The organism is Silvania sp., from assembly GCF_051656365.1.
GTDB classification, from domain to species: Bacteria; Pseudomonadota; Gammaproteobacteria; order Enterobacterales; family Enterobacteriaceae; genus Enterobacter; species Enterobacter hatchlandensis.
Genome location: NZ_JBOGBT010000106.1, coordinates 1 through 17,377, shown reverse-complemented (window position 1 = coordinate 17,377; position 17,377 = coordinate 1). Strand labels below are relative to the sequence as shown.

General features: G+C 55.7%; 16 protein-coding genes. 10 read left to right on the top strand and 6 right to left on the bottom strand.

Going from position 1 to position 17,377, the window contains the following annotated elements; genetic code table 11:
* The first annotated feature begins 28 nt into the window (after positions 1-28).
* From fucO to ACRDD5_RS20905, 5 genes are all read left to right on the top strand, one after another.
* Positions 29-1,177 (top strand): lactaldehyde reductase, encoded by a 1,149-nt coding sequence (fucO, locus tag ACRDD5_RS20925; RefSeq protein WP_438677883.1) that lies wholly within the window; start codon positions 29-31, stop codon positions 1,175-1,177.
* Complete coding sequence (gene rhaM / locus ACRDD5_RS20920) at positions 1,174-1,488, top strand: L-rhamnose mutarotase (RefSeq protein ID WP_438677882.1); 315 nt, start codon at positions 1,174-1,176, stop codon at positions 1,486-1,488. The genes fucO and rhaM overlap by 4 nt, the downstream gene beginning before the upstream one ends.
* 151 nt (positions 1,489-1,639) lie before the next feature.
* Entirely contained in the window at positions 1,640-2,947 is a 1,308-nt protein-coding gene (locus tag ACRDD5_RS20915) for a 6-phospho-beta-glucosidase (protein WP_438677881.1), read from the top strand.
* A 32-nt stretch (positions 2,948-2,979) separates the two neighbouring features.
* The gene (locus tag ACRDD5_RS20910; RefSeq protein WP_438677880.1) at positions 2,980-4,233 is read left to right on the top strand and encodes a PTS sugar transporter subunit IIC; all 1,254 of its coding nucleotides are present in this window, start codon (positions 2,980-2,982) and stop codon (positions 4,231-4,233) included.
* Positions 4,234-4,302: 69 nt separating this feature from the next.
* Entirely contained in the window at positions 4,303-5,031 is a 729-nt protein-coding gene (locus ACRDD5_RS20905; RefSeq protein WP_271281409.1) for a GntR family transcriptional regulator, read from the top strand.
* 40 nt (positions 5,032-5,071) lie between these two features.
* On the opposite strand, the gene ACRDD5_RS20900 is transcribed toward ACRDD5_RS20905, so the two are convergent.
* From ACRDD5_RS20900 to ACRDD5_RS20885, 4 genes are all read right to left on the bottom strand, one after another.
* A complete protein-coding gene (locus ACRDD5_RS20900) occupies positions 5,072-6,334 on the bottom strand; it encodes an MFS transporter (protein WP_271281408.1) in 1,263 nt (420 codons plus the stop codon).
* 44 nt (positions 6,335-6,378) lie between these two features.
* On the bottom strand, positions 6,379-8,502 hold the full coding sequence (locus ACRDD5_RS20895; protein ID WP_438677879.1) for an alpha-galactosidase: 2,124 nt from the start codon (positions 8,500-8,502) through the stop codon (positions 6,379-6,381).
* A 104-nt stretch (positions 8,503-8,606) separates the two neighbouring features.
* Entirely contained in the window at positions 8,607-9,602 is a 996-nt protein-coding gene (locus ACRDD5_RS20890) for a LacI family DNA-binding transcriptional regulator (protein WP_271281406.1), read from the bottom strand.
* 20 nt (positions 9,603-9,622) lie between these two features.
* Positions 9,623-10,171, bottom strand: coding sequence for a helix-turn-helix domain-containing protein (locus tag ACRDD5_RS20885; protein WP_271281405.1), 549 nt, complete (start codon positions 10,169-10,171; stop codon positions 9,623-9,625).
* 101 nt (positions 10,172-10,272) lie between these two features.
* On the opposite strand from ACRDD5_RS20885, the gene ACRDD5_RS20880 reads away from it, so the two are divergent.
* Positions 10,273-10,932, top strand: a complete 660-nt coding sequence (locus ACRDD5_RS20880) for an AzlC family ABC transporter permease (protein ID WP_438677878.1) — start codon at positions 10,273-10,275, stop codon at positions 10,930-10,932.
* Entirely contained in the window at positions 10,932-11,255 is a 324-nt protein-coding gene (locus ACRDD5_RS20875; RefSeq protein ID WP_438677877.1) for an AzlD domain-containing protein, read from the top strand. Before ACRDD5_RS20880 ends, ACRDD5_RS20875 begins: the two co-directional genes overlap by 1 nt.
* 41 nt (positions 11,256-11,296) lie before the next feature.
* Here the strand turns inward: ACRDD5_RS20875 and ACRDD5_RS20870 are convergent, their stop codons facing one another.
* Positions 11,297-11,509: a YdgH/BhsA/McbA-like domain containing protein gene (locus ACRDD5_RS20870; RefSeq protein WP_271281402.1), complete on the bottom strand. Its 213-nt coding sequence runs from the start codon at positions 11,507-11,509 to the stop codon at positions 11,297-11,299.
* 128 nt (positions 11,510-11,637) lie between these two features.
* Positions 11,638-12,471, bottom strand: a complete 834-nt coding sequence (gene fdhD / locus ACRDD5_RS20865) for a formate dehydrogenase accessory sulfurtransferase FdhD (protein WP_438677876.1) — start codon at positions 12,469-12,471, stop codon at positions 11,638-11,640.
* Between the two features lie 376 nt (positions 12,472-12,847).
* Between fdhD and fdnG the strand changes: the two genes are divergently transcribed.
* The 3 genes from fdnG to fdoI all read left to right on the top strand — a co-directional run.
* Positions 12,848-15,898, top strand: a complete 3,051-nt coding sequence (gene fdnG, locus ACRDD5_RS20860; protein ID WP_438677875.1) for a formate dehydrogenase-N subunit alpha — start codon at positions 12,848-12,850, stop codon at positions 15,896-15,898.
* A gap of 12 nt (positions 15,899-15,910) precedes the next feature.
* Positions 15,911-16,834 carry a formate dehydrogenase subunit beta gene (gene fdxH / locus ACRDD5_RS20855; protein WP_438677874.1) on the top strand — a complete coding sequence of 308 codons (924 nt, stop codon included), beginning with the start codon at positions 15,911-15,913 and terminating at the stop codon, positions 16,832-16,834.
* Positions 16,831-17,377: formate dehydrogenase cytochrome b556 subunit (gene fdoI, locus ACRDD5_RS20850; protein WP_438677873.1), on the top strand; the 547-nt coding region annotated here is incomplete at its 3' end. The genes fdxH and fdoI, both read left to right, overlap by 4 nt.

The following is a 17,377-nucleotide window of genomic DNA, read 5'->3' as shown; positions in this document are numbered from 1 at the left end:
AAAATCAACGTAATTAAGGAGAATGATCATGAGCTTTATGTTGGCGCTTCCTAAAATCAGCCTGCACGGCGCGGGCGCAATCGGCGATATGGTTAATCTGGTGGCAAGCAAACAGTGGGGAACGGCGCTGATCGTCACCGACGGTCAGCTGGTCAAACTGGGCCTGCTCGACAGCCTGTTTACCGCACTGGATGAGCAGCAGATGTCGTATCACCTGTTCGATGAGGTGTTCCCGAACCCAACGGAAGCGCTGGTGCAGAAAGGCTATGCCGCTTATCAGGCCGCGCATTGCGATTACATCATCGCCTTCGGTGGGGGCAGCCCGATTGACACTGCCAAAGCGATTAAAATTCTTACCGCCAATCCAGGCCCTTCCACTGCGTACTCCGGCGTCGGCAAAGTGAAAAACGCCGGCGTGCCGCTGGTCGCCATCAACACCACAGCCGGTACGGCGGCGGAGATGACCAGCAACGCGGTGATCATCGACACTGACCGTCAGGTGAAAGAGGTGATTATCGACCCGAACATCATCCCGGATATCGCCGTGGATGATGCCAGCGTGATGCTGGATATTCCGGCCTCCGTCACCGCCGCCACCGGAATGGATGCCCTGACCCATGCCATCGAAGCTTACGTGTCCGTTGGCGCGCACCCGCTGACCGACGCTAATGCGCTGGAGGCGATTCGCTTAATTACGCAGTGGCTGCCCGACGCCGTGGACAATGGACATAACCTCGAAGCCCGGGAGCAAATGGCCTTTGGTCAGTATCTGGCGGGGATGGCATTTAACAGCGCCGGACTGGGCCTGGTACATGCGCTGGCCCACCAACCGGGCGCCACACACAATCTACCGCACGGCGTCTGCAACGCCATCCTGCTGCCGATCATCGAAAACTTTAACCGCCCGAACGCCGTCGCACGGTTTGCCCGCGTGGCGCAGGCGATGGGCGTTGATACCCGCGAGATGAGCGACGAAGCGGCAAGTATGGCGGCCATTCAGGCGATACGTGACCTGAGCGCCCGCGTCGGCATTCCTTCCGGATTCAGCAAACTGGGCGTGACCAAAGCCGACATCGAAGGCTGGCTCGACAAAGCTCTCGCCGATCCGTGCGCTCCCTGCAACCCGCGTAGCGCCAGCCGCGACGAGGTGCGCGAACTCTATCTGGAGGCATTATGATCCGCAAAGCCTTTGTGATGCAGGTGAACCCGGACGCACACGAAGAGTATGAACGTCGCCACAACCCAATCTGGCCCGAGCTGGAAGCAGTGCTGAAAGACCACGGCGCGCACCACTACGCCATCTGGCTGGATAAGACCCGCAACCTGCTGTTTGCCACCGTGGAGATTGAATCAGAGGAGCGCTGGAACGCGGTAGCGAATACCGACGTCTGCCAGCGCTGGTGGAAACACATGCGCGACGTGATGCCGTCTAACCCGGACAACAGCCCGGTGAGTGCGGAACTGCAACAGGTCTTTTACCTCGAATAATCTCTTCTTTGTTGCCCCGTTATCCAGCGGGGCTTTTTCTTACTTCTTATCTCCATACGATTAATGTGTGATTAAGGTCACCCTGAGAGCTTCCCGTTGCGTGATATTTTCCCACCAACTGGCATACGCCAGTTCATATGGAGAATGAGAAATGGGAAAGTTAAAAGTCGTTACCCTTGGTGGAGGTTCCAGCTATACCCCAGAATTACTCGATGGTTTTATTAAAAGACACAAAGAACTCCCGGTCACAGAATACTGGCTGGTTGATGTCGAGGCAGGAAAAGGAAAACTGGAGATTGTCGGCGGTCTTATTCAACGGATGGTGAAAAAAGCCGGTATCAATATGACCGTTCACCTGACGACGCAGCGCCGTGACGCCTTGAAAGACGCCGATTTCGTCACTACTCAAATTCGCGTCGGGCAACTCGACGCGCGTATTCAGGATGAAAAAATCCCGCTGAAATATGGCGTGCTGGGGCAGGAAACCACCGGGCCGGGTGGTTTTATGAAAGCCCAGCGTACGATCCCCGTGTTACTGGATGTCTGTAAAGACATGGAGGAACTGTGCCCCGATGCCTGGCTGATTAATTTCACCAATCCTGCCGGGATCGTCACCGAAGCTATCGAAAAACACAGTGCAATAAAATCACTGGGGATTTGCAGCGGTGCAAACAGCATGATGATGGACGTCGCCAAAACCTATAACGTCGACAGAAAATCCATTTCTGCTCGAATTATGGGCCTTAATCATCTTATTTTTGCCGACCAGATCATGCTGGATGGCAAGGATATAAGCGCTGATTTCTTTGCCCGTCTGGCAGAAGGTACAGGTAATCACACCCTCAAAAATGTGCCTGATTTAGGGTTGCCGCGCGAGTTCGTCAAAGCGCTTAATTTCTACCCGCTCTCCTATTTAAAATACTTCTGGCTCAATCGCGAAATGGTGGAAAAAGAGATTGAGGAGATGAACCAGGGCGGTACGCGCGGAGAACGCTCAAAAGCCATCGAAAAGCAGCTGTTTGAGCTTTATAACGATCCCGCGCTGTGCGAGAAACCCAAAGCGCTGGAAAGTCGGGGCGGAGCCTGGTATTCCGATACCGCCTGTTCCATTATCAGCGCCATCTACAATAATAAAAAAGAAATCCACGTCGTGAATACGTTGAATAACGGTACCACCCGTGACTTACCCGACGCGAGCGTAATTGAAACCAACGCCGTAATAGATAAACAAGGCGCACATCCCATCACCTACGGTCCTTTACCCGCCCGCGTGCGTGGACTCATCCAAAGCGTCAAAGCCTTTGAGGAACTCACCGTAGAAGCCGCCGTCACGGGCAATTACCACACGGCACTATTAGCCCTGGCGAGCCATCCTCTGGTGCCTTCGGTGATCATAGCGGAGAAAATCCTCAATGATTATTTGGCCGCAAACCGTGATTTTCTTCCGCAGTTTCATTGATTATTCACCTTCTCCAGGGAGAGGAAAACGTCATGATGAAGTTCCTTGAGAGCCGTGTTGTTCCGGTGCTTATCAAGGTGGGGGATAATGCGATTCTGGTGGCCGTTCGCAATGGCATCGCATTCACACTGCCTTTTATTGTTGCCGGTAGTTTATTTCTTATTATTGCCAACCTGCCGATACCTGGCTGGACTGAATGGCTGGGGGATTTTGGCACTAAGCTCAGCGTGCCGGTGAATGTCACTTTTGGTGCGATTGGTCTTATCGCCGCCATTGGCATTAGTTTTAACCTCGCCCGACAGCTCCAACTGGATGGCGTAAGCTGTTGCTGTATTACCGTCGCCGTATTTATGCTGGCCCAACTGGATGATGCAGGGAAAATAAATGTCAGTAACTTTGGCGCATCCGGGCTTTTCTCCGCCATTATTCTGTCTATTTTAACCGTGTATGTTGTGCGCTTTTTTATTCAGCGTAAAATCTATATTAAATTACCCGAAAGCGTTCCCCCGGCGGTATTACAGTCGTTTGTTAGTCTGGTTCCCGCCACGGTCTGTTTGACGGTAGTCTGGTTTGTCAGGGTCATTCTCGATTTTGATATTAATGCCTTTTTTACCCTGATTCTCAGCCCGTTAGTGCTGGGTATGGATACGCTACCGGGAATGTTACTGCTGGTATTGACTATCTCGTTGCTCTGGTGTTGCGGCATTCACGGCACCAACGTTTTATCGGGCATCACCAGCCCGATATTCTTAAAGTTTATCGCCGAGAACACTGAGGCGTTTCTCAATCATCAGCCGGTTCCGCATATTGCCGCAGAAGGGTTTTATACCTTCTTTATCTGTGCGGGCGGTTCAGGGGCGACCATGGGATTAGTGCTGGCGATGATCTTTTCCCGCAGTCGTTATTATCGCTCGCTGGGGAGGATGTCGATTGGCCCGGCGATATTCTGTATTAACGAGCCGGTGATATTTGGTGTACCAATGGTCTTTAACCCGTTAATGATGTTGCCATTAATTATTACACCGCTGGTTTTATGTACGATATCGTGGCTACTGATGGATTTTAATATTATTGGCCGACCCGTTTTGCAGGTCCCCTGGACTATGCCACCCATTCTCAATGCCTGGTTTGCCACCGCCGGAAATCTGCCAGCGGCGATATGGTCGGGCTGCATGGTGGTCATTTCGACGGTGATTTATTATCCGTTCTTTAAAATGATGGAACGCAATCAAATCCAGAAAGAAGCCGAAGAAGATTCCGCCCTGAGCCCGGCAACCTCAACGTGATACAGGTCAGCGACAGGGGCGGCGTGCATGTTACACTGACCCCTGTCGCTCATCCTTAAGAGCCAGAAAATGGTCGCTCGATATATTGAAATCAAAAACAGTATTCGCTCAGATATTCTGCAAAAGAAATACCTTATTGGTGACAAAATCCCTTCTGAACGCGATCTGGCGAAACGGTATAATGTCACTCGCGTAACGCTGCAAAAGGCGATGCTCGCGCTGGAGCAAGACGGCTTTATTGAGAAGATCCACGGCAAAGGGATGTTCGTGGCGAAAGTCGCAGAAGATAACGTCTTTATGCTGAACAACCATCCTGGTGATTCTATCCTCGGCTTTTCGCGGGAGTTTAATCAGCAGGGCAACGTATCCAGCCAAATTATCGCTCAACAGATCTTGCCTGCTCCCCAGGCTATTGCTCAACATCTCGATATGACACCCGGTGATTCGGTGCATTTTATTCGCCGCCTGAGATGCATTGATAACACCCCCGTACTGATTGAAGATTCATGGATAATCTGCGCGGTGATTGACGCCATTCCCGTCGCTGTTCTTCAGCAAGGTTCTCTGTATCAATACATCGAACAAAAAACAGCGAAGAAAATTAAATTCTATAACTCGGTGATTGAAAGCGATCTGTTCGACGAGGAATTTTCGGCGCTGTTGCAGATCCCCACTGGCAGGCCGATGCTTAAGGTCACTGGGGTAACAAAGTTAGAAGACGGCACTATCTTTAACTATTCCTGCAGCTATAACCGCGCTGATATGTTCAAAATCAAAAACAACTGGGTAAGCACCTGAAAACTCCCTGATGGCCAACGCCCGCAGGGAGGATGCAGACTCACGCAGGTTGAGACACTTTTTGTGTCGCCGCAGCACGATGGTTTGACAGCGTAAACGCCGAAATCACCGTCACCGCCAGTACAAAACAGCCCAGCATCAGATAGGTATCCTGGAAGCCGATCCGGTCATACATATTCCCGGCGAACGCAGAGAGAAAGATCGCCGCCAGCTGTTTGGCAAAGTTAAAGCCAATCAGGTAGATGGTGGCCGACAGGCGGGTATCAAAGACGCCGGTAATGTATTTGAATGCGCCCACCAGCAGGAACGGCACTTCCAGCGCGTGGAGCATCTTCAGGGCCACCACTTCAACCGCGGTAGTAGCAAACGACGAGCCAATAATGCGCGTCGCCATAATCAGCCCGGCAATCAGCAGCGTATTTTTGGCACCGATGCGGTTAATGATCCACGGTGAGCAGAACATGATAATGGCGTTGCAGATCTCCCCGGCGGTGGTCGCAAAACCAAATGCCCGCGTGCCTTCCTCTGGTGTGGCGAAGAAGGTTTTAAAGAAGGTGGCAAACTGCTGATCGAACACGTCATACACGCAGGCCACGCCAATCACGTACAAAATGAACATCCACATTTTGCGCTGACGGAACAGGTTGATTACGGTTCGGGTGGTGATCTGTGGCTGGTTGGCCCCTAACGCGTCCATTACCTGTGCGGTCTGGTTGGGCTTCGGTTTGGCTATCACCAGCAGCAACATCAGTACAAGCGCCGCCCCCGATCCCATCCAGAACACATACGACGGATCGATACTGAACAGTACCCCGCCGGTAGAAGCGCACAGCCCCCAGCCCAGACAGCCAAACATCCGCGCCTTACCGTATTCAAAGAAGCTGTTGCGGCTCACGCGCTCGATGTAGGCCTCGATGGCCCCGGAGCCCGCCGAGAAGACAAAACCGATGTACAGCCCGCCGCTCAGCGCCCCCAGCCAGATATTGACCTTCAGCAGCGGAGCGAAGACGTAGAGGAAGAAGGGAGCAAACAAGAACAGCAGAACCGCAATAATCCACAGCAGGTGTTTTTTCAGCCCCAGCTTGTCAGACACCACTCCCAGCACCGGCTGGAACGAGATGGCGGACAGCGAGATGCAGGAGAAAACGATCCCGGTATGGGTTTTATTCAGGCCAATGATATCCGACAGCCAGATCGGCAGGAACGGAAAGCAAGTCGCCATGATGAAGAAGTAGAGAAAGAAGAATGACCCGAAGATCCAGAAATTCGGATTGTCTTTGTGGGTACAGGCAGTCGTGTTCATTATTTTTATCCTCAACTGAGGGCCGGTTGCCCGGCCCATTGGCCTTATACGCGTTCTACGCCAATCAGAATGGCGGTTTCCGGATCCAGAATCGGCAGCGCAAGTCCCGCCTGCATCAGCCATTCGCCACTCACCGTTTGCGGGGCTTCCATCCACGCCGGCAGCTTGCGCATGGTGTGGCCGCCTTCGCCGGTCAGGCGAATATTCGGATGATCGAGCAGCGTGATGCGGTACCGGGCGTTGGCCTCCAGTCCCGGCATGCGCAGCGGCATCACCAAGGTGTAATCAGGCATTTGTAGCTGGCTGACAATAAACAATCCCTGCTTCTTATCGTCGCTCACTATACCCTGCACCTGGGTGGTGGCATCAGGCATATCCACGCGCCACTGGGTGCCGTGGTGGATCACCTCGCGCCACTGCTTGTGCAGCGCTGCATAGCGGCGATAGCCGTCGCGCTCGTGCTCATCCACGCTTAGCGGATCCAGCTCCAGTCCCATATGACCAAACAGCGCCGTCAGACCACGGAATTCGATGCTGTGCTGGCGGAAGGTGGCATGGCATTTATGATGACCGATATGCGCACCCATCACCTCCGGCGGGAAGAAATAGCTCATCCCGCGTTGAATGGTATTGCGCTCCAGCGCGTCGTTGTTGTCCGAGGCCCAGAAGCGATGGCAGCGGGTCAGCACTTCATAATCGATACGCCCGCCGCCGGAGGAGCAGGATTCAAACTCCACCTGCGGGAAGCGCTCGCCCAGCACATCCAGCAGGCGGTAGAACTGACGGGTCTGAGCGTCGGCGGCGGCTTTGCCCTGATGACCGGGCTGCACCAGCTCGCGGTTCATATCCCACTTCACATAGTCCACCGGATGTTCACCCAGCAGCCAGCTCATGCGCTCCAGCAGATAATCAAAGACCTGCGGAATATTGAGGTTCAGCACCAGCTGATGGCGACCGGTCGCCTGTGGGTAACCTGGCAGCGCCAGCACCCAGTCAGGATGCGCACGATACAGATCCGAATCCGGGTTAATCATTTCCGGTTCAACCCAGATACCAAACTCCATGCCGAGGTTTTTGACGTGGTTGATCACCGGCATCAGGCCGTCAGGGTATTTTTTCTCGTCGAGATACCAGTCTCCCAGCGCGCGGTGGTCGTCGTTGCGCCCTTTGAACCAGCCGTCGTCGATGATAAAACGCTCCACGCCCAGCGTGGCCGCTTCTTCGGCCATCCGCATGATGTATTCCGGGTCGTGACTGAAGTAGATCCCCTCCCAGGTATTGAGATGCACCGGGCGCGGTTTGTTCTCCGGGAAGCGAATAATATTGTCGCGCAGATAGCGGTGGAACTGCTGGCTCATGCCGTTCAGCCCCTGCGCCGAGTAGCTGGCGTACAGGCGCGGCGTCCACAGGGTTTCACCCTCCTCCACCTTCATTTCGCCCGGCAGATACAGTGCTTCGGCCTGCAGATAGCGGCGACCGTCGGTTTTGGCTTCCGCGCGCAGGCGGTGGTTACCGCTCCAGCCCAGGTGAACGCCCCATACGTCGCCGTCCATTTCGCTAAAACCTGCCGTGCCGCTGATAAGACCTGGGAAGTGCTCGTGTGAGGAACGGCCGCGACGGTTCTCGATAACGAAGCTGTCGTGCTCCAGCAGCAGTCGATGCGGCTGGAATTCGCGGATCCAGCGACCATGAAACGCCATCACTTCGCGCGAACGTTCTGCCAGCGGCAGCGTAACCGCCAGGCGATCCACCTGCCACGGCTGGCTTTTAAGATTGGTCAGACCGTGGCGAACCACCAGCACGCCGCTGCCGTCGAGGGCGATTTCGCTGGTTAAGCGCAGGCCCGCATGGTCATCTTCGGCAGTCACGGTGAGGGTTTGCCCCTCCTGCGCTACGGCAACGGTGCGGAACTGCGGCGAGCCGTCCAGCCCCTGACGGTGGCCTTCAATGCCCGGCGCCCCAAACAGGCCGTGAGCCAGTTCCGCCATCAGCGTTACAGGCAGGTCGACATCCAGCCTGCCGTTGGCGACCGGGCGGGACAGAGTTTCCGCATCCTGCGGCGAAAAGTAGCGAAGGTGCGGACCCCAGTAAAGAATTTCGGCGAACGGGTGGGTTTTGATAACCACATCCACCGTTTCGCTGGCAAGACGTAAAATTGAATCGTGCATCGGACATCTCCTGTCGTCGGGATGTCCTGAGTGTTGATCCGAAACGTTTCGGATGAAAACCAAAACGTTTCGGATTTGTGATCGGGTTTAGAAATTAGGGAAATTTAAGCCGTCTGGCCCGGGGAGAAATCCGGTTGCCACAGCACCTGAAGCTGGCTGATATCGTCGCCATTAATCAGCTGCCGCACCATGTCGGCGATCTGTTTTCCGACGCCCTCACGGGTGGACTGGATCACCGCCGCCACGTCGATATCGACAATGCTGTCCTGCGGCAGGCCGTCGTAAACCACCAGCGAAACGGCGTTCTCGCCCGTTAAGCGCCCCATCTGCGCCAGCGCCATCGCGGCACCATCGCCGTGGGTGTTGCAGTCGGTGACGATCGCCGTTGGCGCGACATCCAGCGCCAGCAATGCCTGGGTGGTGGTGTATCCCGCGCGGCGTGACGGCGGCATGATGCGCAGCCATTCGCTGGAGAGTCCCGCTTCGTGCAGGGCATCTAGATAGCCCTGACGGCGCTGGGTAATAAACGCCTGGCTGTTGCTTTCCCCTAACAGCGCGATGCGCTGATGCCCACGCTCGATAAGGCGACGTGTCGCCTGATACGTCCCGGCATAGTTGTCAAAGTCGAACCAGGCATAGGGGTCAGGCAGGTGGCTGCGCCCGAGGGCGAGGAAAGGGAATCCGGCGGCCTGCAGCTGCTCCAGACGCGGATCGCGGTCCAGGGTGTGGGCCACAATCAGCGCATCCACACGGCGACTTTGCACCATCCGCATGTAGCTGTGCTTGTCGGCCAGATCGTCGTCGGCAATCAGCAGTAAGTCGATTTCATGTCGCGCCAGTTCGTGGCTAATTTCGCCGACCATGTCCATAAAAACGCTGTTATTGAGCGGTACCGGATGTACCGGAAACACCAGCCCGACGGCGTCGATTTTGCCCATCTTCAGGCGGCGGGCAAAGGTGTTTGGACGATAGCCACGGCGCTGGGCTTCGGCTTCCACGCGGGCGCGCGTCTCGCGGGAGACATCATCGTATCCGTTAAGAGCGCGGCTGACCGTGGTAACCGAAAGTCCCAGTTCTTTGGCAATGGCTTTAAGCGACATGATTATCCGTGTCTGAAAAGTTAGTTTTGTTCAGCAACCATCAGCGCACAGGTATCACGCTCAAGGGCTTTGAAGATATGCGGCCGATCGGCGGGATAGCAAATGTAGTCCCCTTCTCCCAGCTCTTCAGGCGCGTCCGTCAGGCCAACCAGCGCCCGGCCCTGAGTCACAATAATGTGTTCAACCGACCCCGGCGTATGAGGATGGGAAATACGATCCGCACCCGGCTGCGCCATCAGCATATAGATATCACGTCGCGCGCCCGGTGGGCATGTCGCCAGCAGGATGGCCTCAAAGTTTGCCTGCTCGGCAATCACTTTGGTGCCTTCGCCACGGCGGATCACTTGGGTCGCGGGCTGTTGCGGCTCCAGCAAACGGGCAAACGGAATGCCCAATGCCACGCACAGCGACCAGAGCGTTTCGAGGCTGGGGTTGCCGTTGCCGGACTCCAGCTGCGACAGCGTGGATTTGGCGATCCCGGCACGACGGGCGATTTCCGCCAGTGAAAGTCCGGTTCGCAAGCGTTCCCGCACCAGGCTTTTGGCGATCACGCTAATTGGCTGCGTCATAAAACGGCCTCTGTTCTGTAAATCGAACGAATCGTTCATCTTGTAAAACGACATTGATGCGTTCATTATAATGGATATTCGTTCGATATGGCTAACAGTGTATGAAGCATTCTCTCTCAAGTCTTAAAGGCGACACCATCAAGGCAATTGTACTGGTGTGTCTGGCGGTTGGTGTTGTGGGTATGTCCTACGGCTCGCTGGCGATGGCGTATGGCTTCCCGCTTTGGGTGCCGTTTTTGCTCTCTGTTTCCGTGCTGGCGGGGGCGTCCGAGTTTATGTTTATCGGCATTGTGGCCAGCGGCGGGAACCCGCTTGCCGCAGCGGCTGCGGGGCTACTGGTCAATGCCCGCCACGTGCCGTTTGGCGTGACCGTGCGCGAGTTGGTGGGTAAACGCGGACTGGGCCTGCTGGGTTGCCACATCATGAATGACGAAAGCGTGGTGTTTGGTCTGTCGCAAAAAACGCTGGAGCAGCGCAAAGCTGCGTACTGGCTCTGCGGCCTGGGCGTGGCGATTATCTGGCCGCTAGGCACGATGCTGGGTGCGTTGGTCGGCAAACTGCTGCCAGAGCCCGAAACCATTGGTCTGGACGCGGTGTTCCCGGCCATTTTACTGGCGCTGGTCGTGCCGGCGTTTAAAAACCGCACCACCCTTATTCGCGCCTGCAGCGGTGCCGCGCTGTCGCTGGCGGCCGTGCCGTTTGCCCCGGTGGGTCTGCCGGTGCTGCTATCGTTACTGGGCCTGGCGGCGAGGAAAAAATAATGGAAAACATGACCGTCTTTCTTCTCGGCATCGCTATTTTGTCTGCCGGTACCTATCTGATGCGCCTCGGCGGGGCCAAACTGGGCAGCCGGTTAGCCCTGTCCGAACGTTCGCAGGCGCTGTTGTCGGATGCCGCAACCGTGCTGCTGTTTTCGGTCGCGCTGGCGACAACCTTTTATGAAGGGGAGCATTTCGCCGGGATGGCGCGCGTACTGGGTGTGGCCTTTGCCGTGTTCCTGGCCTGGCGCAAAGTGCCGTTGATTCTGGTGATCGTTGCGGCGGCAGTGGTGACGGCGCTGTTACGTCTGGCAGGCATAAACTAAAAAAGCGCCCCGAGGGCGCTCTTTCGACAGATGCTATGTGCTTATTTGTTCAGTTCAGCGGTCATGTGCACACGGTTACCGGAGAAAGCCTGAGTAATGGTGTAAGACGATGCGCCTGCCTGCTGAGCCTGAGCGGCGATTTTGGCTTCTGCGCCATCAATGGTGCTGGCAGATGCGGTAACAGTCTGTGCAGCGAAAGAACCAAAAGAAGCAGCCAGAGCGATAACAGCGACAAAAGTTTTGATGCTTTTCATGATGTAAATCCTTGCGATTAGTTGTTTTGGTAAGGCGTTGTGCCTTGATGTGATAAATAATAGCCCTCACATCCCCAAACGAAAAGCGGAAGGATTTGCCGTTGTCATTCAAAAAAATTGATCTAACTTTAAGCAGTGATTAAGCGCTGCGGATGGGTATACACCGTGACCCTGCCGGGCTTGCAGAAACCCACCAGCGTCAGGTTGCAGCGTTCTGCCACCTCAACGGCCAGCGTGGTGGCGGCCGAGACCGCAAACAGGATCTCCACCCCGCACATCGCCGCTTTTTGTACCATCTCGTAGCTTGCCCGGCTGGAGACCAGCGCCGCCCCCTGCTGCCATATCTCGCTTTCCCCTGCCCGACGGCCAAGCAGTTTATCCAGCGCGACGTGCCGGCCCACATCCTCATGCCCGCCCGCAATCTCGCCCGACGGCAGGATCCAGGCTGCTGCGTGTGTGCAACCGCTCAGCTGACCAATGGGCTGGACGGTATGAAGCGCCTCCAGCGCCATGTCGAGGTTCGCCAGGATGAACGTCTGGCTAAACGGCAGCGGTGTGATGGGTTTGCCAATGTCGTTCAACTGCTCCACGCCGCAGACCCCGCACCCGGTGCGGCCTGCCAGCGCACGGCGCCGCTCCTTCAGGGCCATAAAGCGACGGCTGGAGAGTTCAATCTGCACTTCGAGCCCGTTGCAGACCTGCACCACGTCCATGCCGTAGATCTCCTGTGGATGATCGATGATGCCTTCGGAGAGCGAAAAACCAATGGCAAACTGGGTCAGATCCTTGGGCGAGGCCATCATCACCACGTGCGAGATACCGTTATAAACCAGCGCAACGGGGACTTCCTGCGCAATCCAGTCCGGGATCGGCTGTGAGAGCTGCGGGGGCCTGCGCACCTCACACGTCACGACGCCGACGGGCAGTGAGTGAGGCGGGGTATCACGATTTTCTTTTGGCACGACATAATCCTGGGCGACTTCATATTTGAGCCTACTATTGCAGCACAAACGCAGGTGCTCGCGCATAGTATGGATCAATTTTTGGTGCAGATGCTTGTGCGAATGATTACCCCTTGCGGGGGAGAGGCGGAAAATATCGCTACAGACTCGCAACATGAAAAGGTAATAAATTGACTTATCTCACATTTTTCACTTCATCCGAACAGATTTTGTTCACGTTGTTTTAACTTCATTCAAACAGGCCTACCGACATTGTGGTATTCTGAGCCATATCCCTTATGGAATTGAGGGAATTCATAATTTCGTCATCTTTGCGGCTATTATTTAACCGCAAAGAAAAATTATATGGTTGCAATGTCGAAACAAGGAGTGACCCATGCAGGTCAGCAGAAGGCAGTTCTTTAAGATCTGCGCTGGCGGTATGGCAGGCACAACGGCAGCGGCTCTGGGCTTTGCTCCAGGCGTAGCGCTGGCGGAAACACGGCAGTACAAACTGCTGCGCACCCGCGAAACCCGTAATACCTGTACGTACTGCTCTGTCGGTTGTGGGCTGTTAATGTATAGCCTCGGCGACGGCGCGAAAAACGCTAAAGCCTCTATTACCCATATCGAAGGCGACCCGGATCACCCGGTCAACCGCGGTGCGCTGTGCCCGAAAGGGGCCGGTCTGGTGGACTTCATCCACTCAGAAAGCCGCCTGAAGTTCCCTGAGTATCGCGCGCCTGGCTCCGATAAATGGCAGCAAATTGGCTGGGACGAGGCGTTCGATCGCATCGCTAAGCTGATGAAAGAAGACCGCGATGCCAACTATGTCGCCCAGAACGCCGACGGCGCCACCGTTAACCGCTGGCTCTCCACCGGCATGCTGTGCGCATCTGCCTCCAGTAATGAAACCGGCTATTTAACCCAGAAATTTACGCGCGCACTCGGCATGCTCGCGGTCGACAACCAGGCGCGTGTCTGACACGGACCAACGGTAGCAAGTCTTGCTCCAACATTTGGTCGCGGTGCGATGACCAACCACTGGGTCGACATCAAAAACGCCAACCTCATCGTGGTGATGGGTGGGAATGCGGCAGAAGCGCATCCGGTGGGATTCCGCTGGGCGATGGAAGCCAAAATCCACAATGGCGCGAAGCTGATTGTTATCGATCCGCGCTTTACGCGTACGGCATCGGTCGCCGACTTCTATGCTCCAATTCGTTCCGGTACTGACATCACTTTCCTGTCAGGCGTGCTGCTGTACCTGCTGACTAACGAAAAATATAACCGTGAATACACCGAGGCCTACACCAACGCCAGCCTGATCGTGCGTGAAGATTTTGGCTTCGAAGATGGCCTGTTCACCGGTTATGACGCCGAAAAACGCAAATACGATAAAACCAGCTGGAACTACGAGCTGGATGAAAATGGCTTCGCCAAACGCGATACCACCCTCACCCATCCGCGCTGCGTGTGGAACCTGCTGAAAACGCACGTCTCCCGCTACACGCCGGACGTGGTTGAAAATATCTGTGGGACGCCGAAGGCTGACTTCCTGAAGGTGTGCGAATATATCGCCGAAACCAGCGTTCACGATAAAACCGCATCGTTCCTGTATGCGCTGGGCTGGACGCAGCACTCCGTCGGCGCGCAGAACATCCGCACCATGGCGATGGTTCAGCTGCTGCTTGGCAACATGGGAATGGCAGGCGGCGGCGTGAACGCCCTGCGCGGTCACTCCAACATTCAAGGTTTAACCGACATCGGCCTGCTGTCGCAGAGCCTGCCCGGTTACATGACCCTGCCAGGCGAGAAGCAAACCGATCTCCAGACCTACCTCACCGCCAACACGCCAAAACCGCTGCTGGAAGGCCAGGTTAACTACTGGGGTAACTACCCGAAATTCTTCGTCTCGATGATGAAGGCCTTCTATGGCGATAAAGCGACAGCCGAGAACAGCTGGGGCTTTGACTGGTTGCCGAAGTGGGATAAGGGCTACGACGTTCTGCAGTATTTCGAGATGATGAACCAGGGTCAGGTCAACGGCTATCTGTGCCAGGGCTTTAATCCGGTGGCCTCGTTCCCGAACAAGAACAAGGTGGTGGCGTCGCTGTCGAAACTGAAGTTCCTGGTAACGATTGACCCACTTAACACCGAGACCTCTACCTTCTGGCAGAACCATGGCGAGTCGAACGACGTTGATCCATCGACGATCCAGACCGAAGTGTTCCGCCTGCCATCGACCTGCTTCGCCGAAGAGAACGGCTCTATCGTTAACTCCGGCCGCTGGCTGCAGTGGCACTGGAAAGGCGCAGACGCCCCGGGCATCGCCATGAACGACGGTGAGATCCTGGCCGGTATCTTCTTACGCCTGCGTAAGATGTATGCGGCAGAAGGCGGCGCGAACCCGGAACAGGTTCTGAACATGAGCTGGAACTACTCGACACCGGAAAACCCGGCGCCAGAAGAAGTGGCGATGGAGAGCAACGGCAAAGCGCTGGCAGATATTATCGACCCGGCCACCGGCACCGTGCTGGCGAAAAAAGGCGAACAGATCAGCACCTTTGCCCATCTGCGCGACGACGGTACGACCTCAAGTGGCTGCTGGATCTTCGCCGGGAGCTGGACGCCAAAAGGCAACCAGATGGCCAACCGCGATAACGCCGACCCGTCGGGCCTCGGCAATACGCTTGGCTGGGCATGGGCATGGCCGCTGAACCGCCGCATCCTGTATAACCGCGCCTCCGCTGACCCGCAGGGTAAGCCGTGGGATCCAAAGCGTCAGCTCCTGAAGTGGGACGGCGCGAAGTGGGGTGGCGTCGATATTCCGGACTACAACGCCTCTGCACCGGGCAGCGATGTCGGGCCATTTATCATGCAGCCGGAAGGGATGGGACGCTTGTTTGCAATCGATAAGATGGCGGAAGGGCCGTTCCCGGAACACTACGAGCCGTTCGAGACGCCGCTGGGCACCAACCCGCTACACCCGAACGTGGTCTCCAACCCGGCTGCCCGTATCTTTAAAGGTGATTTCGAGGCGCTGGGCAAAAAAGACAAGTTCCCGTATGTCGGCACGACCTACCGTCTGACCGAGCACTTCCACTACTGGACCAAGCACGCGCTGCTTAACGCTATCGCGCAACCGGAACAGTTCGTGGAGATCGGCGAGAAGCTGGCGAACAAACTTGGGATTGCGCAGGGCGATACGGTGAAAGTCTCCTCTAACCGCGGCTATATCAAAGCCAAGGCAGTGGTGACCAAGCGTATTCGCACCCTGAACGTACACGGACAGGAAGTTGATACCATCGGCATCCCGATCCACTGGGGTTACGAAGGGGTGGCGAAGAAAGGGTTTATCGCCAACACCCTGACGCCGTTCGTCGGTGATGCGAATACGCAGACGCCGGAGTTCAAAGCGTTCCTTGTGAACGTGGAAAAGATGTAACGGAGACGACTTATGGCTTATCAATCGCAAGACATTATTCGTCGCTCCGCGACTAACGGTCTGACGCCCGCGCCGCAGGCGCGGGACCACCAGCAGGAGGTGGCGAAGCTTATCGACGTCACCACCTGCATTGGCTGCAAAGCCTGTCAGGTGGCCTGTTCCGAGTGGAACGATCTGCGTGATGAAGTGGGTCACAACGTCGGGGTATACGATAACCCTGCCGATCTGACCGCCAAATCCTGGACGGTAATGCGCTTCTCGGAAGTGGAACAGAACGACAAACTGGAGTGGCTGATCCGCAAAGACGGCTGTATGCACTGCGCGGATCCGGGCTGCCTTAAGGCCTGCCCGGCGGAAGGGGCAATCATTCAGTATGCCAACGGCATCGTCGACTTCCAGTCTGAGCAGTGCATTGGCTGCGGCTACTGCATTGCGGGCTGTCCGTTCGATGTGCCGCGCCTGAACCCGGAAGACAACCGCGTTTACAAATGTACGCTGTGCGTCGATCGTGTGACCGTCGGCCAGGAACCGGCCTGTGTAAAAACCTGCCCTACCGGCGCCATTCATTTTGGCTCCAAAGAGGACATGAAAACACTGGCAGGCGAGCGCGTATCCGAGCTAAAAACCCGGGGTTATGACAATGCTGGCCTGTACGATCCGGCCGGTGTTGGCGGTACCCACGTGATGTACGTGCTGCACCACGCCGACAAGCCGAATCTGTATCACGGTTTGCCGGAAAACCCGGAAATCAGCGCCACGGTTAAGTTCTGGAAAGGCATCTGGAAGCCGCTGGCGGCAGTCGGTTTCGCCGCCACATTCGCCGCCAGCATCTTCCACTATGTCGGCGTCGGCCCTAACCGTGCGGATGATGAAGAAGACAATCTTCATGAGGAAAAAGATACGCCTCGTGACGATCGTGAGGAGGAGCGCAAATGAAGAAACGTGACACCATCGTGCGCTACACGGCGCCGGAGCGTATTAACCACTGGGTCACCGCCTTCTGCTTCATGCTGGCGGCGATAAGCGGGCTGGGGTTCTTCTTCCCCTCCTTCAACTGGCTAATGCAGATCCTCGGTACGCCGCAGCTGGCGCGCATTCTGCACCCCTTTGTCGGGGTGGTGATGTTTGCTTCGTTCATCATCATGTTTTTCCGCTACTGGCACCACAACCTAATCAATCGGGATGATATCTTTTGGGCGAAGAATATTCGTAAGATCGTCGTCAACGAGGAAGTGGGTGATACCGGACGCTATAACTTCGGCCAGAAATGCGTATTCTGGGCGGCGATTATTTTCCTGGTACTACTGCTGGTGAGTGGGGTGATCATCTGGCGTCCGTATTTTGCGCCTGCTTTCTCAATCCCGGTGATCCGATTTGCGTTAATGCTGCATTCATTTGCCGCAGTGGCGTTAATTGTGGTTATCATGGTGCATATTTACGCCGCCCTTTGGGTGAAAGGCACCATTACCGCGATGGTGG